Annotated in this window: 16 protein-coding genes; 11 read left to right on the forward strand and 5 right to left on the reverse strand. The window is 56.1% G+C overall.

From position 1 onward, the window contains the following. Positions 1-14 precede the first annotated feature (14 nt). On the reverse strand, positions 15-1,712 hold the full coding sequence (locus OHL21_RS24165) for a carboxylesterase/lipase family protein (protein WP_263419866.1): 1,698 nt from the start codon (positions 1,710-1,712) through the stop codon (positions 15-17). A 406-nt stretch (positions 1,713-2,118) separates the two neighbouring features. On the opposite strand from OHL21_RS24165, the gene OHL21_RS24170 reads away from it, so the two are divergent. Beyond that, positions 2,119-3,189, forward strand: coding sequence for an alpha/beta hydrolase (locus tag OHL21_RS24170; protein ID WP_263419867.1), 1,071 nt, complete (start codon positions 2,119-2,121; stop codon positions 3,187-3,189). Between the two features lie 286 nt (positions 3,190-3,475). Continuing rightward, positions 3,476-4,042: a hypothetical protein gene (locus OHL21_RS24175; protein ID WP_263419868.1), complete on the forward strand. Its 567-nt coding sequence runs from the start codon at positions 3,476-3,478 to the stop codon at positions 4,040-4,042. 149 nt (positions 4,043-4,191) lie between these two features. On the opposite strand, the gene OHL21_RS24180 is transcribed toward OHL21_RS24175, so the two are convergent. Next, the gene (locus OHL21_RS24180; RefSeq protein WP_263419869.1) at positions 4,192-5,022 is read right to left on the reverse strand and encodes a manganese catalase family protein; all 831 of its coding nucleotides are present in this window, start codon (positions 5,020-5,022) and stop codon (positions 4,192-4,194) included. Positions 5,023-5,591: 569 nt separating this feature from the next. Between OHL21_RS24180 and OHL21_RS24185 the strand changes: the two genes are divergently transcribed. The 3 genes from OHL21_RS24185 to OHL21_RS24195 all read left to right on the forward strand — a co-directional run bounded on the left by OHL21_RS24185 (position 5,592) and on the right by OHL21_RS24195 (position 8,339). After that, on the forward strand, positions 5,592-7,007 hold the full coding sequence (locus tag OHL21_RS24185; RefSeq protein ID WP_263419870.1) for an MATE family efflux transporter: 1,416 nt from the start codon (positions 5,592-5,594) through the stop codon (positions 7,005-7,007). 297 nt (positions 7,008-7,304) lie between these two features. After that, a complete protein-coding gene (locus OHL21_RS24190; protein WP_263419871.1) occupies positions 7,305-7,601 on the forward strand; it encodes a hypothetical protein in 297 nt (98 codons plus the stop codon). Between the two features lie 72 nt (positions 7,602-7,673). Continuing rightward, positions 7,674-8,339: a Type 1 glutamine amidotransferase-like domain-containing protein gene (locus OHL21_RS24195; RefSeq protein WP_263419872.1), complete on the forward strand. Its 666-nt coding sequence runs from the start codon at positions 7,674-7,676 to the stop codon at positions 8,337-8,339. A 47-nt stretch (positions 8,340-8,386) separates the two neighbouring features. On the opposite strand, the gene OHL21_RS24200 is transcribed toward OHL21_RS24195, so the two are convergent. From OHL21_RS24200 to OHL21_RS24210, 3 genes are read right to left on the reverse strand one after another with little or no spacing between them, the layout of a single operon-like run. Next, positions 8,387-9,832, reverse strand: a complete 1,446-nt coding sequence (locus tag OHL21_RS24200; protein WP_263419873.1) for an efflux transporter outer membrane subunit — start codon at positions 9,830-9,832, stop codon at positions 8,387-8,389. Then, entirely contained in the window at positions 9,825-13,007 is a 3,183-nt protein-coding gene (locus OHL21_RS24205; protein ID WP_263419874.1) for an efflux RND transporter permease subunit, read from the reverse strand. Before OHL21_RS24205 ends, OHL21_RS24200 begins: the two co-directional genes overlap by 8 nt. A 12-nt stretch (positions 13,008-13,019) precedes the next feature. Then, positions 13,020-14,222, reverse strand: coding sequence for an efflux RND transporter periplasmic adaptor subunit (locus tag OHL21_RS24210; RefSeq protein WP_263419875.1), 1,203 nt, complete (start codon positions 14,220-14,222; stop codon positions 13,020-13,022). 160 nt (positions 14,223-14,382) lie between these two features. Between OHL21_RS24210 and OHL21_RS24215 the strand changes: the two genes are divergently transcribed. The 6 genes from OHL21_RS24215 to OHL21_RS24240 all read left to right on the forward strand — a co-directional run bounded on the left by OHL21_RS24215 (position 14,383) and on the right by OHL21_RS24240 (position 24,885). Beyond that, positions 14,383-14,994, forward strand: coding sequence for a TetR/AcrR family transcriptional regulator (locus tag OHL21_RS24215; RefSeq protein ID WP_263419876.1), 612 nt, complete (start codon positions 14,383-14,385; stop codon positions 14,992-14,994). Between the two features lie 241 nt (positions 14,995-15,235). Beyond that, entirely contained in the window at positions 15,236-17,374 is a 2,139-nt protein-coding gene (locus tag OHL21_RS24220) for an FG-GAP repeat domain-containing protein (protein WP_263419877.1), read from the forward strand. Between the two features lie 679 nt (positions 17,375-18,053). Continuing rightward, positions 18,054-19,124 carry a glycosyltransferase family 4 protein gene (locus OHL21_RS24225; RefSeq protein ID WP_263419878.1) on the forward strand — a complete coding sequence of 357 codons (1,071 nt, stop codon included), beginning with the start codon at positions 18,054-18,056 and terminating at the stop codon, positions 19,122-19,124. A gap of 14 nt (positions 19,125-19,138) precedes the next feature. After that, positions 19,139-21,322: an amylo-alpha-1,6-glucosidase gene (locus OHL21_RS24230; protein WP_263419879.1), complete on the forward strand. Its 2,184-nt coding sequence runs from the start codon at positions 19,139-19,141 to the stop codon at positions 21,320-21,322. A gap of 241 nt (positions 21,323-21,563) precedes the next feature. Next, on the forward strand, positions 21,564-21,734 hold the full coding sequence (locus OHL21_RS24235) for a hypothetical protein (RefSeq protein WP_263419880.1): 171 nt from the start codon (positions 21,564-21,566) through the stop codon (positions 21,732-21,734). A 745-nt stretch (positions 21,735-22,479) separates the two neighbouring features. Beyond that, positions 22,480-24,885 carry an ABC transporter permease gene (locus OHL21_RS24240; protein ID WP_449649510.1) on the forward strand — a complete coding sequence of 802 codons (2,406 nt, stop codon included), beginning with the start codon at positions 22,480-22,482 and terminating at the stop codon, positions 24,883-24,885. The last annotated feature ends 116 nt before the right edge of the window (positions 24,886-25,001 follow it).

A 25,001-nucleotide genomic window follows, 5' to 3' on the forward strand; every position in this document is an offset into this window, starting at 1 on the left:
ACAGGGAAAATGCTCTAGGCCAGCAGGATCCGCCGCACTTCTCCATCAGGATCATTTTCCATTCGGCAGTGATTATCGAAGATCATCGTCTGGCAGTTCGTGGGATCACTTGGGGTCCAGGTCAAGCCCGGCTGACTGGGATTACCGGTGCGCGCGAAGTTCGCCCAGGCTGTACTCATCTTTGTAGCAAGCGCCTGTGCTTCGGGAGTATTTCCGGTTCCCTGCTCGCAGCGCTTGGTGTTATCGAAGCAGAACTGAAGCTCGGCCGTGTGCCAGGCGCCGGGTAGACCATCGAGCATCGGAGTTTGCCAGGTGAAGTAATAGGCGAAGGCAGGAGCGCCATGAAGTTCGTGCTTCAACCTGGCCATCTTCGCCACATTGTTGCGCATGGTAATTCCATTCAGCCCCGGAGTTCCACCGCACATATATGCCAGGGTTTGCGTCTTCTTTTGAGGATAGTTCTTTTTCAGACCGGCAATAATCGCCGTCGCCTTCTCATCGCCATAGGCTTTGGCGAGGCTGGCATGCCACTCCTCCTCAGTAGGCCGATACGACATGCGGTTGCCCTCCTCGCTGACGGAGCCAACGAGCATGGGAACGTTTTTCGAAATCTCCGGTGCGGCATCGAAGAACGACCGCATGTTGATGATCTTTCCATCGACGCACGGCGACCAACCGACGCGTGGTTTTCCGGGAGTGCCCGGACCGGGCATTGGAGGCCCTGCTGGGTTGATCTTCGCTACGGCTGCATTGCCGGCGGCGATAAGCTTGCTCCACTCCATCTTCTGAAGCGATTGAATGTCATTGGCGGCTAGCCCGAGGTCTTTCATGACCAGGCGCGCAACCTCTTTCTGCTGCTCGCGCGTAGGAATGTTGCCGCCTCCGCCGGACTGGACAGAGGCCCGATGAAAGAGTCCACTCGCAGAAGGCATCCCCATTAAGGTGGTGACTTTCGAACCGCCCCCGGACTGACCGTAGATCATTACGCGGTCAGGATCGCCGCCGAAGTTTTCGATGTTCTGGTGAACCCATTGCAGAGCCGCAACAAGATCCGTCATACCGACGTTGACCGAGTCCTCATAGGCGGAGCCGCCGATCTCCGACACATCAAAGAAGCCGAGAATATTGAGCCGGTGATTGACCGATACCTGAACCACGTCGTGGTTACGAGCCATCTGGGCGCCTTCGTGCGATGGAAGCTCATAGGAGGATCCAAAGCTGAAGCCGCCGCCGTGCATGTAAAACATGACAGGGCGGCGCCCGCTGAGATTCGGAGTCCAGATGTTCAGCTTGAGCATATCTTCGCTCAGCCAACCGTCATCCCAATCCTGCAAGAAGGTCTGTTCGACACTCGTCCAGGGATGTAGCGTCTGGGGGCAATTGGCGCCATAGGTCAGCGTCGGCAGCTCGTCTTTCCAGGGCGTTGGCGCCTGGGCCGGCAGCCAGCGGTTTTGGCCACCAGTGTTCTGGCCATAAGGCACTCCCTTGAACGTATAGACACCGCCGCTGACGTAACCACGCACCTTGCCGTACTGGGTTTTGGCCACAGCACTGCTCGGGGTTGTGCAGACACCCGGATCGAGGTGGGCGCCAGTTTTGACGCTGTCAGAGGCGCGTGCCGTGCCCGGCATTGAAAAACCCAGTCCTGCCGAAGCTGAAAACAGGAGGGCCTCCCGGCGACTAAGGCTTCCATTCTTGCTGATCCTGCTCATTTGAATCTCCTCTGCTGCAAAAATGATCTGAAAGTGGCCCCACCTGCACGCACCGCGATGACGTCGCCGATCTCCACGAAGCACCGACAGTCAGGCCTGTTTGGAGTAAAGGGACGAAACCCAAAGTACAGATCTTCAGTAAACGTTTTCGGGCAACACCATAAGGACCTGCTTCAGGGGTTGTCAAGAAGATAACGGCTTGCAGTAGAAATATTTTTATGGTCGAAGTTAATAATTAAAAAAGCCGGCTCACCAAGCGCTCTAAGGCTTATCAATCACGAAGGTTGACTCATAGAGAGCGGGAGAAATACGATGTCTGTCACTCAAAGAAAGCGTTTGCCGGTTTAATTTCAGCCCCGACTTAAACTGGCATGTTCGGTTCCGAAAGCGGAGGGAAGCTGGAGTGATGATGAAGAGAGTTGCAATCTCACTTGTAATAGCTGCATTGGGCGCCTTAGGCGTGTCGGATGTGCGGGCGCAAGCCAAAACAGAAGTTCCTCCCAAGGTCGATGGAGCAAAGCCAGCGCGGCTCGAGCGGATCAAGATCCACGGAGTCACTCTGGAAGGAAATCTGGAAGGCAACCAGGCTGACCGCGATGTTCTGGTCTTTTTACCTCCGTCTTACGACAAAGAGAAAAACCGGCGATATCCGGTTATCTACGCCTTGCATGGATACTCGATCGGCGCCGAGCAATGGAGTCAGGAGATCCATGTTCCCCAGACGATCGAAGGAGCCTTTGCCCAGGGCGCCAAGGAGATGATCGTAGTCCTGCCCGACTCCAAGACTGTCCACAATGGATCGATGTACTCCAGCTCCGCAACCACGGGAGACTTTGAGCGCTTCATCGCCAACGATGTTGTTGCTTATATCGATGCGCATTACCGCACGCTTGCCACCCGTGAGAGCCGCGGACTTGTCGGCCACTCCATGGGAGGTTATGGCGCCAGCAGGATTGGCATGAAGCATGCGGATGTCTTCGGCAGTCTCTACATCATGAGTCCCTGTTGCCTCTCGGCCCGGCGCGCCGGTCCAGACATGGAGAAGACGCTTGAGGCGGTTAAATCCGCTGAAGACTCGGCTAAGTTACCCTTTCCAGCACGTGCACAACTTGCCGCAGCTGCGGCCTGGTCCCCGGACCCAAAGAATCCCCCGTTGTACCTTGATCTGCCAGTAAAGGACGGTGTTCCTCAGCAGGATGTCCTGTCGAAATGGGCGGCAAACGCGCCACTAGCATTCGTGGATCAATACATCGCAGATCTGAAGCGCTATCATGCCATCGCAATGGATGTCGGAGATCAGGATGGATTACGAACGGATACCGCCAAGCTGCACGAGGTGATGGAGCGCTACGGAGTTTCTAATTCCTTCGAGATCTATCCCGGCACCCATACCAGTGCCGTTGCAGATCGTTTTCAGAACCACGTGTTGCCATTCTTCAGCCGCAACCTGTGCTTTGAGAAACAGTGCCGGCACTGATTTGAGAGCTCCGTACGCTTGGCAACAGAATGTCATCGTGCCTCAATGGCTGCAGTCACGGGAAAGTTACTAATTCATCCGGAAACTTTCCCGAATCGTACGAATTTCATGTAGTGTTGTCGTGCGACAAAGTTCGGGTTACCGGCTACGACCTGAACTCCAAAATATCTGCACAATCAATCCTTCCATTCGAGGCCCCCGAAAGATCGGGGGCCTTCGCTTCCTCGGTGTAGCATTTCGAAGACTCGTTGCGGCAAGAAAGAGGCATCCTCTGAGGAGACGATTTGTGATCAGATCCGTTCTATTCTTAAGCCTGCTATTCCCCGGCCTCCTCACACCCATCCTGCCCGCACAGCAGACCCACCACACAACCGCCTGGAAGCAAACAGTCAGCGAACGCCTACCTCTGCTCGGCCACCGCAACTGGATCCTTGTCGTCGACTCTGCCTACCCGCTGCAGACCTCATCCGGCTTTGAAGTGATCGAGACCAACGCCGGCCAGATCGACGTCACAAGAGCAGTGCTCGCTCAGATCAAAGACTCCATTCACGTTCGTCCAACCATCTTTATGGACGCGGAGCTGCCCTTCCTCACCGAAGAAGACTCCCCCGGAGCAAACTCCTACCGCCAGCAGATATCTGCTGCGCTGCACGACTACACCATTCAGAACGAGCTGCACGAGAAGCTCATCCAGCAGGTCTCCGACGCCGGCAAGGAGTTCAAGATTCTCGTCCTCAAGACGCGACTCACCGTACCTTACTCTTCCGTCTTCATCCGTCTCGACTGCAAATACGTCAGCGCCGATGCCGAAGATCGCCTTCGTGCCCGGATGAAGTCCGCTGTGCAGCATTGAGACTACAAAGGTTTATTGATAGCGGTCAGACGGCTCGATCGGCCAGTACTCAAACGCATTTTTCGAGAGACCGATATTAGAGGCAGACCTTGTTCCGCAGATGATCTTTAGACGCCGAGGAGACCCCTTCGGTCTCCTCGGTCCCGAGGTCAACCCACCTGGCCGACCAGTTCTGATTTTTCTGGAGCGGTAGATGTCGTTCTGGCACTGTCTTGCTTACCGCGATCTTCGCCGGGAAGTTTTCCATTGACCGCCTCAATATCAAGGCCCTGTCCGCCTACGACCTGAGACTCGACTGGCGCCAGACCATAATTGCTCTGCCATGGACCACGCATATCGGTCTCGCCTTCCGAACCTTTTCCGGTTGAACCATTGAAATATTGATCAACCAGCCCCGGTGTAGGACGGAGTCTGCCAATCGAAAATGGATTTTTCTCCAGGCTCTCCAGCGCGGCAGTGAAAGATTTCATATGGGTGATTTCACGCGTCATGAGGAACTGCAACGTATCGATCGTTCCCGGATCATCGGTGTGGTCAATCAAACGTTCGTAGACGATCTTTGCCCGAGCCTCGGCTGCAATATTGTTTCGTAGATCGACATCGAGTTCGCCGGTAATCTTCAGATAATCCGCCGTCCACGGATTACCCATTGAGTTGAAGAGGTTCAAGCCACCTCCACCCGCAATGGTTACAAGCGGGTCGGCCTCGGCCGCTTCACGGTTCGTTTTGAGAGGCTTCAGATGCATACGGATGAGGGCGCCCACAACCTCAAGATGACTCAGCTCCTCAGTGCCGATGTCCATCAAAAGATCACGCCTGGCAACATCATCGACACAGTTCCATCCCTGGATTGTGTATTGCATTGCAGCGGCAAGTTCTCCGTTGGCTCCTCCGAATTGCTCGAGAAGCATATTTCCAAATCGAACGTCAGGCGCTCCAACGTTCACGGTATACATAAGTTGCTTCACATGGTGGTACATATTGACTCCTCTTCCGTGCGCTAGGATGGACGATTGTCGAAGCGAAGACAGACAGCCCTGCCACATGACTGCGCTACGTAGTAGCGTCAAATCCCGACATCTACCCGGCGCAGCCAGTCACTTGCCCATGCAAGCGATGACCTAAAGATGGATTCCGTAGACTTTTAGTTGGCCGAGAATTTCCGCCAAGCTGAGTTTGTATGCGCCAAAGCTATGGCGTCATCGCTTTCGAAGCAATCTCCAATCTGAGGTGCAATTATGCCGCAGGGTTGCCGAGTACCAGTCTCCTGTCCTTGCGGGAGAGCGACTGCTTGCCTTCCGCGACTTAGAGCATTTCCCTGTTGCTGGGTAGCCTCTGGAAGAGGCGTGCAGCGGCGTTTTCATGGCGAAAACGCCCATAGATACGGAAGCCCTACTCTACACTTACAGGGAAAATGCTCCAATCCTTGGTAACGATCAATAAGTGATTTGGATCTTGTTGCCCGGACTGTATTGATAGCGATCCGAGGCGCCAGATCGGTCTAAATCCGACATATTTCACCAAGGACCGATATCATGATCAACGTCTTATGATGGAGACCACTACTCAATCTGAAACCGCCCCCTCCCTTTGGCAGTCCATTCGAGAAGCTCTGCGAGGCGGTCACCAGGACTTTACCTCGGGAAGCCTGAATCGCTCCATCCTGCTGTTGGCCATTCCGATGGTCCTCGAGATGGTGCTGGAATCTCTCTTCGCAGTAGTCGATGTGTTTTGGGTGAGCCGGCTGGGGGCTGATGCCATTGCCACGGTCGGACTAACCGAATCAGTTCTGACGCTGGTCTTCGCAGTGGGTATGGGGCTGGGCATGTCCACCACTGCCATGGTGGCGAGGCGTGTTGGCGAGAAAAATGCTGATGGTGCAGCAATCTCAGCGGTGCAGGCGGCCTTTCTCGGCCTCGTGACCTCTCTGGTGATAGGAGTTCCGTGTCTGCTGCTCGCACCCAGGCTGCTGGAACTGATGGGAGCCACACCCGCTATCGTCGCGACCGGAGCCAATTACACACGTATCGCCCTGGGCGGTTCGGGCGTGGTACTGATGCTCTTCCTCAACAATGCAATCTTCCGTGGCGCGGGTGATGCTGCGATTGCCATGCGGCTGCTGTGGGTTTCGAATATCTTGAACCTGATCCTCGATCCCTGTCTGATCTTCGGTCTTGGTCCCTTTCCAAAACTGGGTGTGACCGGCGCAGCCCTCGCAACTTTTAGTGGACGTGGAATCGGTGTGCTGTACCAGTTCTATCGTCTGGCTCGGGGGACGGAACGCCTGCACATCGCTGCGCGTCATGTGCGGCTGCATGGTGATGTGCTCTGGCGACTGGTGCGCGTCTCTGTCTCGGGCATTCTGCAGTTTTTGATCTCTCAGGCGAGTTGGATCGGGTTAGTACGAATTGTCAGCCTCTTCGGAGCCTCAGCGGTGGCAGCCTACACCATCGGCATCCGCATCGTGATCTTCGCCATCCTGCCTTCATGGGGGCTGAGCAATGCCGCCGCTACCCTGGTCGGACAGAATCTAGGGGCGCGGCATGTCGATCGCGCACGCAAGGCAGTGTGGCGCACCGGCCTCTGGAACATGATCTTTCTCGGATCGGTCGGCGTAGTCTTCATTGTCTTCGCCCCGGCGATCATTCGGCTGTTTACAAACGACCCGGTTGTTATCCCCGCAGCGGTCAACTGCCTTCGCATCTTCAGTTGCGGCAACATAGCCTATGCCTACGGCATGGTGCTCATGCAGGCATTCAATGGAGCCGGCGATACAGTCACCCCAACCTACATCAACGTTGTGGGCTTCTGGGTACTCGAGATCCCACTGGCATGGTGGTTGGCCATGCATACACCGCTCGGCGTCAACGGGGTCTTCACGTCTGTCGTGGTCGCTCAATCTGTCGTGGTAATGATCAGCCTGGTGCTCTTCCGCCGGGGCCGCTGGGAACAGCAGAGGATTTAGATCCTCACTGAAACCTACACACGAACGAAGTTCCTGCGACACAAATGGGGTATTCTACAAGCGAATCCAGAAGTACCAGCCGTTCTGTACCATCTTCTTCATGACAGCTCATCACCCAATACCGCTCGCATCCGCTCAACCCTTCGTTGACGCAGCCGGCGTACGCATTGTGATTGGAATTCGGGTGATCTGCATCGCTATGGAGGCGAACGGGACGGCTTAGAGCAACTCGACAAAGATTCGCAAAAGCCCCCTTCGCCTCCGGCGGAGGGGGCTTTTGCTTTCAGGGAGACAGGAATGCGCTACGAAATACAGCTAGAACTGGAAGATCAGGACCGGATGTTGTCCCGCGTGCTGCAGGCACTGGAGCATGCTCAGGCGGTCCTCGAATATTTAACGTTCTCGCGACACACCAAGCATTTGCAGTGCCGCCTCATCGCTGAAGTCGACGGCCAACGTGGCGCACGCATGGAATCACTCCTGTGGAAGATCCATGGCGTTGTCAGGATGAACATGTATGCATCGCTCTCACTTTCGAGGGAGGGTGGTCATATATCCCATGAAATTGGTGGCTCTCAGACCGAAAACGCTTGAACGTCGTTGCGCCCGTGGGTGCGTCTTGCTCAAGCGTTCCGGAATACATCAGTATGATGACCAGGAGACCTCATGAAGCTACTCCTCACTTCTGCCGGTATCAGCAATACAAGTATCCAGGACGCGCTGGTTGACCTGATGGGTAAACCGATTGCCGAAGCGAGCGCCCTTTTCGTCCCAACCGCGATATATGCCTTGCCCAACGGGGCTGACATCGCGAGCAGGGTGATCCGCGGATCAATCGGCGATCCCTTTTGCGATATGGGTTGGAAGTCATTCGGCGTGCTGGAGCTCACTGCCCTGCCCAGCATCAGGAAGGAACATTGGATCCCCTTATTGCAAGAGACCGACGTTCTGCTGGTTGGCGGCGGTGATTGCCAGTATCTGACGTACTGGATGAAACACTCAGGCCTGGCGGATCTTCTGCCATCACTGCTGCAGAAGACAGTCTACGCAGGGTTGAGCGCCGGGAGTATGGTGATGACCCGCTTCGGAACAACCTACGGCGGCCACACTCTTCCTGCCGATAGCGATAAATCGCTAGCATTGGTCGATATCGCGATTCATCCGCATCTGGATCACGAGTGGTTCCCGCAGAACTCCTTCGCGAACCTGGAAAAATTGGCCGCCACTCTACCTGTGCCGTCGTATGCGATTGACGATCAAACCGCAATCAAAGTGATCGACGGCACGATCGAAGTCGTCTCCGAAGGCAACTGGAAGCTATTTACTCCCTGACGCAGAAACGATGTCCTCGCATCTCCGAGGACACCGTCTCACCGGCTCTATGGCTTACCGGACCTTACGGGCTGCGGTTGCCGCTGAGGCCACCCACCGGCTAATGACCTGTAGAGGCTGACCGCGTCAGAGGCACTCCCAAGGTGACTCATCGTATAAGCGTCCTCGGCCTCCAGTTGCACACGTTGCGCGTCCAACAAATCGAGAAGACCGGTCGCACCCTCCCTGTATCGAACATTCGCCAGATCCGCAGCCCGCTTACTGTCGAGAGCAGCCTGCCGAAGTGCGGCGTCCTGCTCACGTGAGCGCGCATATCTCACCAGTGCGTTGTCAACGTCTTCAAGCGCCAGCAAGACCGTCTGTTGATACTGAGCGAGCTGGGCATCTCCATCCGCACGGCTGGCTGCGATGCGCGCTTTCACTCTGCCTCGATCGAGAAAGGACCAGTCGATGCTGAGTCCCACGAGATTCGTTGGACTCACACCGTCGAAAGCTGTATCGGAGTGATACTGCGTCAGCCCCAGCAGACCGCCGAAGTTCACGCGAGGGAACAGGTCGGCGGTGTTGACGCCGATCTGCTCCGTTGCTGCATGGAGCCGTTGTTCGGATGCATTGACATCAGGGCGGCGGCGAACGAGGTCCGCGGGCGTTCCTGGATCGATGCTCTCGGGGAGATCCGGAAGCGCCTTTTCAACCTCGAGTTCACTAACAAGCGCATCAGGCGGCAGACCGCACAACACAGCGAGGCGATGTTCGTCGACCGCAATCGCGGATTGAAGCGCGGGGATGCGCGAGGTCGTGCTTTCATACAAGGCGCGAGCTCTGGCCGTATCGAATTGTGTTCCACGGCCGGCGGAGAAGGTCGCCTCTACCAGCTTTACAGTTCGCTCCTGGTTGGCCGCATTCTGCCGAGCCACACGTAGGCGCTCCTGCTGGCCCCTGAGATCGATGTAGGTCGCCGCCACCTCTCCCGCGATGGCAACCTGCATCGCGGCAAGATCATTGCCGCCTGCGAGGAGTTGCTGGCGTTGGGCCTCTACGTTATGACGGATACGCCCATAAAAGTCCAGTTCCCAACTGGCGTTAATCGACGAAGTGGAATAGCGATAGTTGCGAGGATATCCGAAGGCCTGGTTAGCAGCGAGCCTCTGGCGCCCAACATCCTCGCTGGCAGTCACTGTCGGATATTTGTCGAATTTGCTGAGGCGTAAAAGAGCAGCCGCAGCGTCGTAGTGTGCGAGAGCCGATCGGAGATCGTTATTGGCCGACAGAGACCGCTCGATGAGGCTCGTCAGTTCCTGATCATGAAAGCTGTGCCAGAACTCCGGGTCAGATGGCTCCGGCCTGGCAGTTGCGTCAGACGAGGCCGCCGCCACCGGAGCCGTAAATTGGCTTGGAAGAGAAACACTGGGTTGCTTATAGCGCGGTCCGACGGAGCAGCCCAGGGTCCCTAAAAGTACAAGTGCTGCAAACAGGACATTCAACTTACGCATGACTGACCTCCGCCTCTTCGTCTTCAAAGCGCCCCTCGTTGTGGTCATGGAGCCTTTGGCCGCTCAACTTCCGCAACGCCACGTAAAAGACTGGTGTCAGAAACAGTCCGAACAACGTGACTCCGAGCATTCCTGAAAACACAGTGATACCGGTTACCTTTCTGACCTCGCTGCCTGCACCGTGGCTGAGAAGCAACGGAACCGAACCCGCAATAAATGCGATCGAGGTCATGATGATAGGACGGAGACGCAGATGGCATGCCTCGAGCGCGGCCTCTATCGTCGACATTCCCTGCATCTCGAGCTCGCGGGCGAATTCGACAATCAGGATCGCGTTCTTGCAGGCGAGGCCCATCAGCACTACCAGACCAACCTGGACGAAGATGTTGTTATCCCCTCCTGTGAGCCAGACCCCAAAGAGAGCGGCAAAGATGCATATGGGAACGATGAGGATCACGGCCAGCGGCAGCGTCCAACTCTCGTAGAGCGCAGCCAGAACCAGGAAGACCAGAAGAATCGCCAGCGGAAATACGATCGCGGCAGAGTGGCTTTGCGTCGTTTGCTGGTAGCTCAGGTCTGTATATTCCAGCACCATGCCCGGGGGCAGCGTCTTCTTCGCGATCTCGTTGAGCTTGTCGATGACCTGCCCTGATGAGAGGACGCGTGGATCGGCATCGCCGATGAGATCAGCTGCGGGATAGCCGTTGTAGCGCATAACCGGGTCTGGACCAAAGGCCTGCGTAATGGTCGCGATCGAGCCAATCGGAACCATTTCTCCGTTTCCATTCCGCACGCGGAGATTTGTGATGTCTTCAGGACGCTGGCGGAATTGCGCGTCCGCCTGCACCATCACGCGATACACGCGGCCGAAGGTATTGAAGTCGTTCACGTAAATCGAACCCAGATAACTTTGAAGCGTGTTGAAGACATCGGTGAGCGAAATACCTTGCGCCTTCGCCTTCTCTCGATCCACCTGAACTTCCAATTGCGGAATGTTCGATTGGTACGAAGAGACCGGATAGGTCATACCGGGAGTTTGCGCGACGGCGGCCTGGAATGCTGCCAGTCCACTCTGCAGGGCGCCATAGCCGAGTCCCGCGCGGTCTTCGATATAGAGCGAGTACCCGGATCCATTACCAAGACCCTGGATCGGCGGCGGCATCAGGGCAAATGCAATCGCACCCGGGATACGGGAATATTTCTGATTGAGCTCCACGAGAATCTGCTGGGCCGTTTCATGACGCTCCTTGAAGTCTTTGAGGCGAATGTAAGAAGTCGCGAGATTCGGCGTGTTTGCAGACTGCAAAGCGTTGAAGCCAGACATGGCCGGCAGCATCTCCACGCCATTGACCTCATGCGCCGCCTTCACCATCTGCCTGAGGACATCATCGGTGCGCGCCAGGGATGCGCCCTCAGGCAACTTCGCTCCGCCGAAGAGATACAGCTCGTCCTGGGTGGGAATGAAGCCGCCGGGCACATTGTTGAACAAAAGATAGATCGAGCCGATCAACACGAAGTAGACAAGAAACACACCGCCGCGGAAGCGGAAACTCCGCCCAACAACCCTTTGATATGCTTCGGAGCTGCTCTTGAAGAGCCGGTTGAAAGGGCGGAAGAACCAGCCGAGTGCGCGATCGATGGCACGCGCGAGCCAGTCTTTCTGAGCACCCGGAGTATGCAGGAGCTTCGCTGCAAGGGCGGGAGAAAGAGTAAGCGAGTTGATGGCGGAGATCACCGTCGAGATCGCGATGGTTACCGCGAACTGTTTATAGAACTGGCCCGTGATTCCGGTAAGGAAGGCCATCGGAACGAACACCGCGCACAGAACGAGCGCGATCGCGATGATGGGTCCTGAAACTTCCTTCATCGCCTGATGGGCAGCCTCTCGTGGAGTAAGCCCATGTTCGATGAACCGCTCGACATTCTCGACCACAACGATTGCGTCGTCCACCACAATGCCAATTGCGAGAACCATGCCGAAGAGGGTCAACGTGTTGATCGAGTATCCCAGGATATAGAGCCACGCGAAGGTGCCGACGATGGAGACAGGGACCGCAATCAGAGGAATGACCGAAGCTCGCCAGGTCTGCAGAAACACGATGACCACGAGTACGACCAGGATCACGGCCTCGATCAGCGTGTGCTGGACCGCATCAATCGAATCTCGAATGAACTCCGTCGGGTCCCAGATGACCTTATAGTCGAGGTCGTCCGGGAACGCCTTCGACAACTCCTTCAGCTTGGCATAGACCTCTTTTGCGACGCCGAGCGCGTTCGCTCCGGGTGTCAGGAAGATGCCCACGATGGCGGTGTCCTGCGTATCGATATAGGTGTGGAGCGTGTAGTCGCTTGATCCCAGTTCTACACGCGCGACGTCTGACAGATGAACGACCTGACCGTTCGAGCCCGACTTCAGGACAATATTGCTGAACTCTTCCGGCGTTGTAAGACGCCCGCGGACGTTGATCGAGGTAAGAAAGTCAGGCTTCTTCGGCGAAGGTTCGGCGCCGAGCTGCCCCGCGGACACCTGAACGTTCTGTTCCCGGATTGCATTGACAACGTCGTCCGAGGTGATACCGCGCGATGCAAGACGGTTAGGATCGAGCCATACACGCATCGAGTAGTCACCGGAGCCCAGCAATTGAACATCTCCGATGCCGTTCAGACGCGACAGTTCGTCCTTTATGTGAAGGACGCCGTAGTTCCGAAGGTACAGCGCATCATGGTGCCCCTTCTTGGAGAGCAGTCCGACATACATCAGTGGTGTCGGTGACTGCTTCTGCGTGGTCACACCAAACTGGCGCACTTCGTCCGGCAGACGAGATAAAGCCTGGCTGACACGGTTCTGTACACGAACCGCAGCAGTATCCGGATCGACACCGGGGCGAAACGTAACGATGACCTGAAGGCTGCCATCGGAACCGGCGACGGACTTCATGTACATGATGCCCTCAACACCGTTGATGGCTTCTTCAAGCGGTTCGGCCACTGTCTCGGCGATCGCCTTGGGATTGGCTCCGGGATAGTTGGTGCGCACCACCACACTCGGCGGAACGACCTCTGGATATTGTCCTGACGGAAGAATTGGAATCGCGATCAGCCCAAGGCAGAAGATGATGATGGAAAGAACAATCGCGAAGATGGGGCGGTCGATGAAGAATTTCGAGATGTTCATTGCCGTGACCTCTTATTTCTTTCCCACAGCGGCAATATTGTTCAGGCCCGCTGTCGAGACTTCCATGCTGGTGTCCTTGGGCGTGATCGGAGCTCCAGGGAAATAAATCAGTTGCAGACCGCCCACGACAACACGGTCTTGAGGCGTCAAACCAGATTTCACAATGCGTAGCCCATCGCTCATGCCACCCAGAACGATGTCCTTGCGTTGTGCGACGTTCCCCTCTCCGACGACGTAGACATATTTGCGGTCTTGATCTGTTAGAACAGCCTTGTCGTCGATCAGAATCGCCTGCGAAGGTGCGGCGCTTTGCAACTGTACGCGGGCAAACAAACCGGGTGTGAGTGTCTGGTCAGGATTCGGGAGGACGACACGGGCGCGGATGGTCCCGGTGGTCGGATTGAGCTGGTTATCGACAAAGTCGATGTGGCCGGTATGTGGAAAGCCTTGCTCATTCGCCAAAGCAACCCGGACTGGATTCTCAGAGCCAACACCGCTCCCGCGATGCGAGCTCTGCTGGAAGCGCAGATAGCTTTGCTCGTCACAATCGAAGTACACATAAACGGGATCCACAGAAACGACTGTTGTCAGCACGGTTTGATCCGCCTGGGCAAGGTTTCCCAGCGTCAGCAGTGTCCGGCTGATGCGGCCATCGATGGGCGAGCGCACTTCGGTGTAGGAGAGATTCAGTTCGGCGGCAGCCAATGCCGCCTCTGCCGCTTTGACGCGTGCCCCACTCTGGAGCAGATCAGAGCTGCGGTTCTGTAACTCCTCCTGGGAGACGGCGTCCTGTTGCTTAAGCCGTTGCGCCCGTTCCGCCTGAATCTTCGCAAAGTCTGCGGCCGCGTGCTCCCGATCGAGTCCGGCCTTAGCGCTGTCTAATGCGTCCTTATAGGGTCGGGGATCGATGACGTAGAGCAGGTCGCCTTTATGGACGATTTGTCCTTCCCTGAAGGCAATGCGGTCGATGTAACCCGTCACGCGGGGACGAATCTCTACAGAGTTCGTCGCCCATACACGGCCATTAAATTCGTCCGAAACGCGAACTTCTCTGGTGATGACCTGCGCCGCATCGACCGGAGCCGCCGCTACTTTTGGCTTCGTTTCAGGCGCTGTCTTCTTGCAGCCGGCCGCGGCCAAAGTGATGGCGGACAAAACAATCAACCACATACCCGCGCGCCCTAACGATAATCTCCGTTTGAGAATGCCTTCCATCGAATCTCCTTCAAAATTGTGTGCATCGCACACGTCTGGCCTACCTTGGCGCACTTTTTTAGAACGATCGTCGCAAAACTAGATGGTGCACGGGCAGCGCAGGATTCAGAAGGCCGCAACTTTTTTTGGAACGTGTGCTCCAATAGGAGGGGATATGGGCATGGCTCAACGTGGGCGGCCAAAGACTTTCGACAGAGAAACCGCATTGGATGCGGCCATGCTGCTGTTTTGGAACCGGGGATTCGAGCAGACCTGTGTTGACGATCTGGCTGACGCCATGGGCATCCAAACCTCCAGCCTCTATTCATCATTCGGTGACAAAGAGACGCTGTTTCTCGAAGCGGTAGAACACTATCGAACCGGGAGAGGCAGCGTCTTTGACGCGGCCGTAATGGAAGGCAAAACGGCGAAAGAGGGCTTCGAGAATCTGTTTCGGGTTACGGCGACAGAGTTGACGCGTAAGGATCAGCCAAGCGGCTGCATGCTTTGTCTCGCCCTTCCAACATGTTCCCCCAAGTACGATCACCTGCAACAGGAGCTGGACCGGCTTCGCGCCCTCTCCGACACGATTTTGTTAAAACGGCTGGAGAATGCGGTGCAGGATAAAGAGATTCCCAAATCGACAGACCTTCGTTCGCTGGTCGCTTACTTCAGAACGACGCTCTTAGGGATGTCACTGCAAGCCCGAGCGGGAGCGAGTAAGGAAACGCTTCTGAAGATTGGGAAACTCGCACTTCAGGTCTGGCCAAGCCCGCCAAATGCCAGGGCATAAAGACGCAGAGAACACGAGATTTGCCGTTGGTCGCGATCTATCTATAGACGAACTTCTTATCCAACTCCATAGCACTGGGCTCCGAATCGTCTTTCGTCGCAGCAAGGCACCGGAATTTTCTAACAGCCGGGTAAACCTTTCCCGGTTCTCCGTTCTCTTAGTCTCTGCTCGGCTGCATTCATGTCTCACCGCGGAGCTTTTACTTATGCGTTCCCTCGCCGTCCTGTTAGCAGGCCTGTGCGTGTCTGCAGTTTCTCTCTCTGCCCAGACCAACTTTTCCGGAAAAACCTACACGAATCTGGCGCCCACCTCGCATCTCGCGATAGGCGATATCAACGGCGACAACTATCCCGATATCCTGATCTATTCCCCGATCATCGATCAAACCGGGAGCACTCTCTCGCATGCCTACGTCCTCTATAACGACGGACAGGGAAACTTCGGGTCGCCTACAGCACTTCCCGGCACCGCACTGTTCAACACTGCGAGAATCGTCGACATGAACGGTGACAGCTACCCGGATGTCGTCGGCTGCTACAACACTGTCTCGGGCAATACCAACCAGCTCAACGTAGTTGTCGAAATCAATAATGGTGGCGGCAACTTCAGCGAGCTTCCCCCTGTCTCCGCTCCAGGCATCTGCCGCGACATGGCTGTGGGCGACGTTTATCGCGACGGCCATCTCGCGGTCATTACAGTCGGCTACGCTGAACCGGCGGCGCAACAGCAGGTCACTCCCGTCTTCGACGTGTTCAGCAATGACGGCTCCGGCCATCTCACCCTGGCGCAGAGCAGCACGCCCAGCTTGGACAGCCCCAACGGCGGGAATTACACCAATTGCGCCCCCACAACAGTTACCGCCGGCGACTTCCAGAAGAATGGCAATTTCGATCTCATCCTGGCCAACCGCTGCTACCCAACGAATCCCACCGTCTCCGGTGTGTTCAGCACCTTCTTCTATGTCTCTCAAGGGAGCTCAGGCTACACCAGCTTCAGCCCGCTAAGGAATACTGAATCCGAAGACATCGTCACCAATCTGAAGACGCTTGATCTGACGCATAGCGGATCGCTGGACTTTCTGGGAGCGGCAAATCGCACGGGTCAGGGTCACATAGAGTGGGGATACGACGTCAATAACGGTTTCGAATATCAGGTCGGCTGGCCCGACTATGGATCGAGCATTCCCTATGTAGGCGGGGCGGCCGCGGCTGACTTCGATGGCGATGGAAACAACGATCTGGTTCGCAGTGGATCCTCTGCGCCGCGAACCTTCTCACAGGTCACACTCTCCGTGCTGCCAGGGCAAGGCGGAACGACCTGGGGCAGTGCCGTCTCCACAACCGTAGGCACGGCATCCTCGTATGCTACCGATGTCATGGTCGCGGATTTCAACCGCGATGGTAAGCCGGACTATGCCACTCTTCTGCCAGACACGGGTACGCAGACGACTACTCTTTACGTTGCCACCAATATCTTCGGCTCCGCCGTTTGCACGGCGCCGGCTACCCCGAACACCAGCACCATCTGTACCCCCACGAAGCTTCAGCAGTTTGCTGCCGGAACTACCAGCGTCAGCGTCACAGCAGCTTCGAACATCACCAGCTTCGCTCACAACCGCCTTTATCTCGACGACTCCACCGTTTACGACACTGACTCTCAGTCGGTCAGCACTTCCATTTCAGTAACCGATGGCAATCATCACCTGGTGCTTGTCAGTTGGAACAGCTCCGGCACTTCGTTCACATCGTCCACGGACTTCACTGTCGGCCAGCCCGGCGGCTGTCTCAAGGATTCCCCTGGCGCCAGCCTCTGCTCTCCCACCCAGCTCGGCACCTACTCGGGCCAAATTACGGTGAACGCCGGAGACCGTGCTCCAAGCGGCCTGGCCGTGACCGCCATCCGTGTCTACATCGATAATCTCGCGGTCTACACCAGCTATAACCCAGGTGTGACCTCCACCTACCAATTCAGCCACAACCTCAACGTGGCCACGGGCGATCATGTCATGGTGATTGTGGGCTATCACAGCGATGGAAGTGCGGACTCAGTGAGCGCCTATTTCACCGTAACCAACAACGGCTGTAGCGCACAGGCCAATCAGAACAACCTGGTTATCTGCGCACCCCAGCCCTCGCAGCAGGTGGGATCACCGGTGACCGTGCTGGCCAGCGCCAGTTCCACCAGCCCCTATATCGCGGCGATGCGCATCTACGTGGACAACAACGCGCTGGCGACTGTTTACAACAACAGTCCAAACGACCCAGTCTTTACTATCCAGCAACCCGTCACCATCCCCTCCGGCACGCACCATGTGGTCGTTGTCGGCTACCCGAGCAGCGGTGGCTATGTCAGTTCCTCAGAACAGATCGTCATCCAGTAACTCACCCGTGCCGTTCCCGTGACAAGCCTTTTGGCTTCGCTGATTTCGTGTGCTAAACAAACGAAATAACACGCGAAAACTAGCGCACGGGCGGCCAACCGGAGGCGGTTCGGCAGATTGTGTAACCTCGGCAACTAAGCTTTTCCGACGAAAGAAATGATGAGTTACCTTTTGCAACCCTGACGAAAGTTGCTGCGTCTATCGACTTAGATCGGGTTTCTCCCGAGAGGTGAATAGGCATGACTGCTCTGAGTATTTTGCAGCCGTTCCGCGAAGTCACTTCTTTGCAGGAACGTCTCAATCAGATCTTTCGCGATATCGCGCCCGAGATGGAATCGTTCGAACGATCGCTTGTGGATGCGCCCCGTCAAATCAAGTTGAACAGGAACGCAGAGCAAAGCGCCTGACTGCTTCACCATCGGCATTTTGTGACACAACCACGCCCGGCGCCGCTGCGACCGAGCCCCGCCTCGGCGAACCACGGAAGCCGGACAGGTTCCTGTAAGGAGGTTGTCAGCGCAAGGCGACAAGACGTAAAGCGAAACCATAGGAGACGAGGAATTGCCCCGGAACAATGCGGCTGCATTCCCTGATGGTCGCAAGCCCAAGAGGCGCAAACGCGAGAGCTCACCGGTAAGGCAGGAGATCGACGGAAGCATTATCAGGAGGGAATCCAAGTATGCGTATCGCGCAGGTCGCACCGCTCTATGAGAGCGTTCCGCCCAAGCTATACGGCGGAACGGAACGTGTGGTTTCATATCTGACTGAGGAACTGGTCCGGCAGGGGCACGACGTAACGCTCTTTGCCAGCGCTGACTCTGAAACGAAAGCCGACCTGCGCCGCATTTGCGAACGAGCTCTTCGTCTGCAGGGCAAGACGATTATCGATCCCATTGCTCACCATATGCGCATGGTGGAGATCGTCGCCCAGGAAGCTTCCGAATTCGATATCGTGCACTTTCATATCGATTATCTGCACTTTCCTGTAGCGCGGCGGCAATGGCTCTCGGCGCTTACAACGCTGCATGGCCACCTTGATATCCCGGATATCCACCCACTCTTCCGGGAATTTCCGGACATGAATCTCGTTTCCATTTCAGATGCTCAGCGCAAGCCCATGAAATGGGCAAACTGGGTGGGCACCGTGCATCACGGTATTCCTGAGAACCTATATACCGCGAAAGAGCAGCAAGGAAAATATCTCGCATTTCTGGGTCGGATATCGCCAGAAAAACGTGTCGACCGGGCAATCGAGGTCGCCAAGCGCGTCGGCATGCCTATCAAGATCGCGGCGAAGATCGATTTAGCAGATCGTGAGTACTTCGAAACCAAGATACGTCACCTGATCGACGACCCGCTCGTCGAGTTTATTGGTGAGATTGGAGAGCACGAAAAGAACGAATTTCTTGGAAATGCCTACGCCCTGCTGTTTCTGATTGACTGGGAGGAACCATTCGGTCTGGTCATGACGGAAGCGATGGCGTGCGGAACGCCAGTGATTGCCTGGCGGAGGGGTTCCGTACCGGAAATAATCGATCGTGAAGTCACCGGACAGATCGTCGAAAGCCTGGATGAAGCAGTACGCGCTGTGGAAGAGGCCGGAGCTATGGATCGGCGACTGATCCGCCATGTCTTTGAGGAGCGGTTCAGCGCGGCTCGCATGGCCCGTGACTACGTCAATATCTATCGCAAAATCAAGGACAGTGATCCCGATCTTACAGCCGGCGAATTGCTGTCTACCGCAGCATAGCTTTCGGAGATACCATGCCTCTCAATCAGCAGGACACGGACGTTGTTAAGCTCGGGGAGCGATTTTACATTCGCGCAGATTCGTCGCTCGCTGATGGTAGAACCTTACCTCTGCTCCACAAGGATACCTTTGCTGTCTTCGACCGGTATGGCGATATTCAGCCCATCGGCCTTGGACAGCAGGGGCTGTTTCATGAAGAAACACGCTACCTGTCCCGCTTCGAAATGCGCATTACGGCACATAAACCGCTCCTGCTGAGTTCTTCCGTGCAGGAAGACAATATCGTGCTGTCGGTCGACCTGACGAATCCCGATATCGAGTTGCCATCGGGTAATCTGCTTTCTCACGGCACGTTGCACATTCACCGCAACAAATTCCTCGCCGAGGGCGCCTGCTTCGATCAGATTGCGATCCGTAATTTTGGAGCAGACGTGCTCGAAATGGAATTGTCATTCACGTTTGCTGCCGATTTTGCTGACATCTTCGAAGTACGCGGGCAAAGGCGGGAACGGCAAGGAAGGCATCTTCCCCAGGAGACAGATCATGGATGGATCATTCTTTCGTATGAGGGACTCGATCAAATCATCCGCCGGACTCGTATCCGGTGCAGCGGAGTCCCAAGTAGAACGGAGTCCGGAATAATCTTTGTTCCCGTCCGTCTTGAACCTCATCAGGAATTGGCCTTCTCCATCGATCTGACGTGCGAGAGCGATGGCACGCACTCTGTGGTGCCCCCATGGGACGAGGCTCTTCATGGGATCCGGAAAGTGCGACAACATTCAGCACTTGCCGATATCGATATCCATACCTCGAATGAGCAGTTCAACGACTGGCTAAACCGTTCGCGCGCCGATCTCAACATGCTGTTAGCGGAGACAAAATTTGGACCATATCCGTATGCGGGAGTGCCATGGTTCAGCACAGTATTCGGGCGCGACGGCATCATTACCGCGCTGGAACTTCTTTGGATTGCCCCTGATATTGCACGAGGCGTTCTGTCTCATCTCGCCGCTCTCCAGGCAACTGAGGTCGATCCTGAACGGGACGCTGAACCAGGCAAGATTCTGCATGAGTTGCGCAAAGGTGAAATGGCTCGCCTACGCGAAGTACCTTTTGGCCGCTATTACGGCAGTGTGGATTCCACTCCACTCTTCCTGCTGCTGGCGGGCGCCTATTACGAACGCACCGCCGACAAAGAGTTTCTGCAGAGTATCTGGCCCAATCTGAGAGCCGCGCTGGAGTGGATCGAGCTTTATGGAGATCTGGATGGAGATGGGTTTGTGGAGTACGCGCGCAAAACCGAGTCAGGCCTCTTACAACAAGGATGGAAGGATTCGCAGGATTCGATCTTCCATACAGACGGCAGGCTTGCTGAAGGTCCTCTTGCGCTCGCCGAGGTACAGGCATACGTGTATGCTGCAAAGCTCGGGATATCACTTGTCGCGGAGGACCTCGGGGAGCATGAACTGGCGAAGAGGCTCAGTTCTGAGGCGGAGACACTGCGACACCAATTTTCTGATTTCTTTTGGTCGGATGAACTGGGTATGTTCGCTCTCGCGCTTGATGGAGAGAAACGTCAGTGCCGCGTGCGCAGTTCCAATGCGGGCCAGTGTTTGTTTACGGGAATCGCTTCGAAAACGCAAGCGTCGCAAATCATGCAATCATTCCTTGCCCCGGAGCTCTCATCCGGATGGGGTATACGGACGATTGCATCGGACGAGAAACGCTACAATCCCATGTCTTACCATAACGGCTCGATATGGCCACATGACAATGCACTGATTGCGTTTGGCTGCAAAGATATGTCCGAAAAAGAACTGGCTTTGCGGACACTGACCAGTCTTCTGGACATGTCGCTGTTTGTTGACCGGAATCGTTTGCCGGAACTGATCTGTGGTTTCCCTCGTCTACCGGGGAAAGCGCCAACACTCTATCCGGTGGCTTGTGCACCACAGGCATGGGCTGCCGGCGCGATCTTTATGATTTTGCAGGCGTGTCTTGGCCTTTCGATAGATGCTCGCGCATCGAAGATCCGGCTGCATCATACGGCTTTACCGGCATCACTGCAGCGTGTCGAAATCCGTAACCTCAGGGTGGGCGCAGCTTCGCTCGACCTTGCGTTCGAACGATATTCGGAATCCGTTGGAGTCAACATACTGCGCCGGACAGGCAATGTCGAGATACTTGCTCAGAGATGACTCCTGAACACAGGAGGCCGGCAAGAATACTCCTGATGCGTTCTTCTAAAACCTACCTGACTAGAGCATTTTCCCTGTAGATGTAGCGCAGGGATTCCCCATCTATGGGCGTTTGCCGCAACCGAAACGCCGCTGCACTCCTCTTCGGGGATACCCGGCAACAGGGAAAATGCTCTTAAGAAAACTGGGTCGCTGCAGGGAGCATACCAACCAAGAAGCAGAACCGAGCATCTTTTTATATATGGAAAATATCCGTCGTCACATCAAGAACCTGATGAAACGAGTGGAGCCGAGGATTGAAGTGATCGAGGTCTTGCCGCCGCAGAGGATGGGCAAGGAAGCGACTCTTGAGACCGATCCGGAAACGGATCTGGCGGCTATGAATGGGCAGGAAGAGCTTCGCTCTCACTGACCGTTCCTGCCGATTGCGGTGGTAACAGGCAGTTGTGAAAGAGAGCAATGGATCGATGTTTGCGCCGCCGACAAATGGGTATCGAATTCTGATCTATGGCTGGGATCCAGCTCTGCTCGAGACCCGCAGGTTGCTACTCGCCAGCGCAGGCTTCGAAGCGAGCGCGGTTTCCAGCATTCAGGAACTGCGCCAAAGGCTGCGTTGGGCTGAGCCTCCGTACCAACTGATTATCCTCTGCCATACAGTGCCAACAGAGGAGAGGATTGAGAGCCGCAAACTCGCCGAAAAGATGGGAATTGGCCTGTACCAGCTGGATTTTCTGGAGACTCCGCCCAGATTTATAGGAACTGTTTCAGAGATGACTCTAGGAAGCTGAATGGGGATCGAGAATTGAGTGATCGCGTAAACCCGGCGTGCGGACTTGCTCTACTCTGATTGCGCCGACCTTGTTTTTCGCAGATTTCTCGCGGGCGCCGGGAAATACCGTGTTTCCGTTGCTGCTCCCTGACAGCCCGTTGCGGCTGCGGGTTTGCTTGCGTTTTCGCAACCCTTCGGCGCTGCCTTTCCGCTGTCCAAAATCGGACGCAAACGCTCGGGGACGGACAGTACTTTCCCAAATCGTCGGAAACTACGTTGATATCGCTGAACTTAGCTCTTCGGGAGTGGCAGCAGGATTGCCTTTAACAGGCCGGGACGGAGGTGCAGCTTGGCGGCACTCATACAAAATGTTCGATTTGCACTACGGATGCTCAAGAAGAATCCCGGTTTTGCAGCGACAGCGATATTGATTATGGCGCTGGGGATCGGAGCAAATACGGCAATCTTCAGCGTGGTACATGCGGTGCTATTGGAGCCGTTGCCCTTCCGAGATGTAGACCGGCTGGTGCAAGTGTGGCATACGCCTCCGCCGAAAAGCTTTCCGGGAATGACGCGATTTGCGGTATCGGCAGGTAACTTCCTGGACTGGCAAAAACAGAACAGCGTGTTTGAGGCGATGACCTTGTACTCTGGCGGACGGTTTGACGTGACGGGTGCAGGCAAGCCCGAGTCAGTCAGAGCGAGCCGAGTGAGCCCGGAGTTCTTCCAGGTGTTCGGAGCGCAGCCGCTGTACGGCAGGGCATTTTCGCAGATGCAGGGAGACCGGGCTCCGGAGCGCGAGGTCGTGTTGAGCTATCGGTACTGGCGGAGCCACTATGGCGCAGAGGAGCACGTTCTAGAAAAGAAGATCAACCTCGATGGCGAACCTTATACCGTCGTGGGAATCATGGGTCCGGCGATGACGAAGCCGGATTTTGCGCAGATATGGGTTCCTCAGGCGCTCACCGATGCGGAAAAGGCGGTGCGAGGCGAGCACCATTTTCTTGTCGCCGCGAGGATGAAGGCCGGTGTAACGCTGGAGCAGGCGCAGGCGGAGATGAACACAATTTCGCGACGGCTGGAAGAGGCTTACCCGGAGGACGATAAAGGTTGGGGTGCTGTGGTGAACTCCATGCGCGAAGAAACAGTAGGATCTGTTCGCCCGGCTCTCCTGATGATGCTGGGTGCGGTGGCGTTTGTGCTGCTGATTGCATGCGCGAATGTGGCGAACCTCGTACTGGGCAGAGCCTATGCGCGGCGAAAGGAAATCGCGATCCGCTCGGCAATGGGCGCACGGCGTGGAAGGATCATCGGGCAGCTTCTGGCCGAGACAGTGACGCTGTCGTTGCTCGGAGGAGCGTTGGGTTTACTGGGAGCCAGGTTCGGAATTCAGTTACTTTTGAAGTACTTTGCGGAGAAATTGCCGCGGATGCATGAGATCGGATTGAGCATGCCGGTGCTGTGGTTTGCGCTGGGCTTATCACTGGCGACGGGAGTACTGGCAGGTCTGATTCCGGCGTTGCGAATGAGTAATGGCAACGTGAACGAGGCGCTGAAGCAGGGGCTGGGAAGAACCGACGCAGACTCGAGCGGGAGTAAAACCCGGGCGGCACTGGTCGTCGTGGAGGTGGCGCTATCGCTGGTGCTGCTGACTGGAGCGGGATTGATGATCCGCAGTTTGTGGAAGCTGCAGAAGATTGATCCGGGATTTGACGAAAAGAATGTACTGACGATGGACGTTCAGGTGAACCGCAAGATGTTCGGCAGTGCGGCAGAGGAGGCGCAGTTCTTCAACCGCGTGCTGGAGCGGGTACGGACGCTGCCGGGAGTAACCGCAGCGGGCGCCGTGGACGATCTGCCTTTGCAGGGAGGATCGAACCAGCCAGTGGCTGTAGAAGGACGGCCGGCAGTGGCGTTGTCGGAGCAGCCGGAGGTTTCGGTGCGGATGACAATGCCGGGATATTTCAAGACAATGCGGATTCCGGTGCTGGAGGGAAGGGACATCACGGAAGACGACCGGGCGGATTCGGCCCCGGTTGTGGTGATTTCACAAACCATGGCCAAGCAGTTCTGGCCGCGGGGCGGAGCCGTAGGACATCATCTGAAACTCTCGTTCTATCCGGAGAAGGAAAGAACAATTGTCGGCGTTGTCGGTGATGTGAAGCAGGATGGGCTGGATACATCGGCAGGCGTAGCCACGCTGTATTGGCCGGCGGCGCAGGTAGCGGCCTCTCCACAGGGCAATTTCACGGCACGCTCCATGACCTTAGCGGTGCGAACAACGGTTCCGCCGCGAAGGCTGGCGGAGACGGTTACGAACGTCGTGCACGAAGCGAAGCCCGATGTCCCTGTAGATCGCGTGATGACATTGGAAGAGCTTGTGGGAGAGACACTGACGCAGCGCAGCTTCAACATGCAACTGCTCGGCATCTTCGGCGCGCTGGCTCTGGTGCTGTGCACCGTAGGCATCTATAGCGTACTGGCCTACTCTGTGCGGCGCGGCATGAAGGAGATCGGACTGCGGATGGCTTTTGGCGCAACCAAGCATGATGTGCTTCAGGTCGTGCTGGTGCGCGGAATGAAACCGACAATGATCGGCATTGCGATAGGATGCATCGCTGCACTTACGCTGGGACAGTTAGTGCAGAGCATGGTATACGGTGTGAGTTCGCGCGATGTGCCAACGCTCGTCCTGGCCATACTGCTGATGACGCTTGTCTCCTTGCTCGCAAGCCTGATACCGGCGATGCGAGCCACACAGGTGAGTCCGCTTACGGTATTGCGGGAGGAGTGAGTGCAGCATCACCGGAGGGCACGCTGGAGCATTTTCACTGCAGGTGTACCCAGAGGATCCGCATCTATGGGCGTTTTCCGCAATGAACGCCGCTGCACGCCTTTTCCGGGATACCC

Source organism: Terriglobus albidus (assembly GCF_025685425.1).
GTDB classification, from domain to species: Bacteria; Acidobacteriota; Terriglobia; order Terriglobales; family Acidobacteriaceae; genus Terriglobus; species Terriglobus albidus.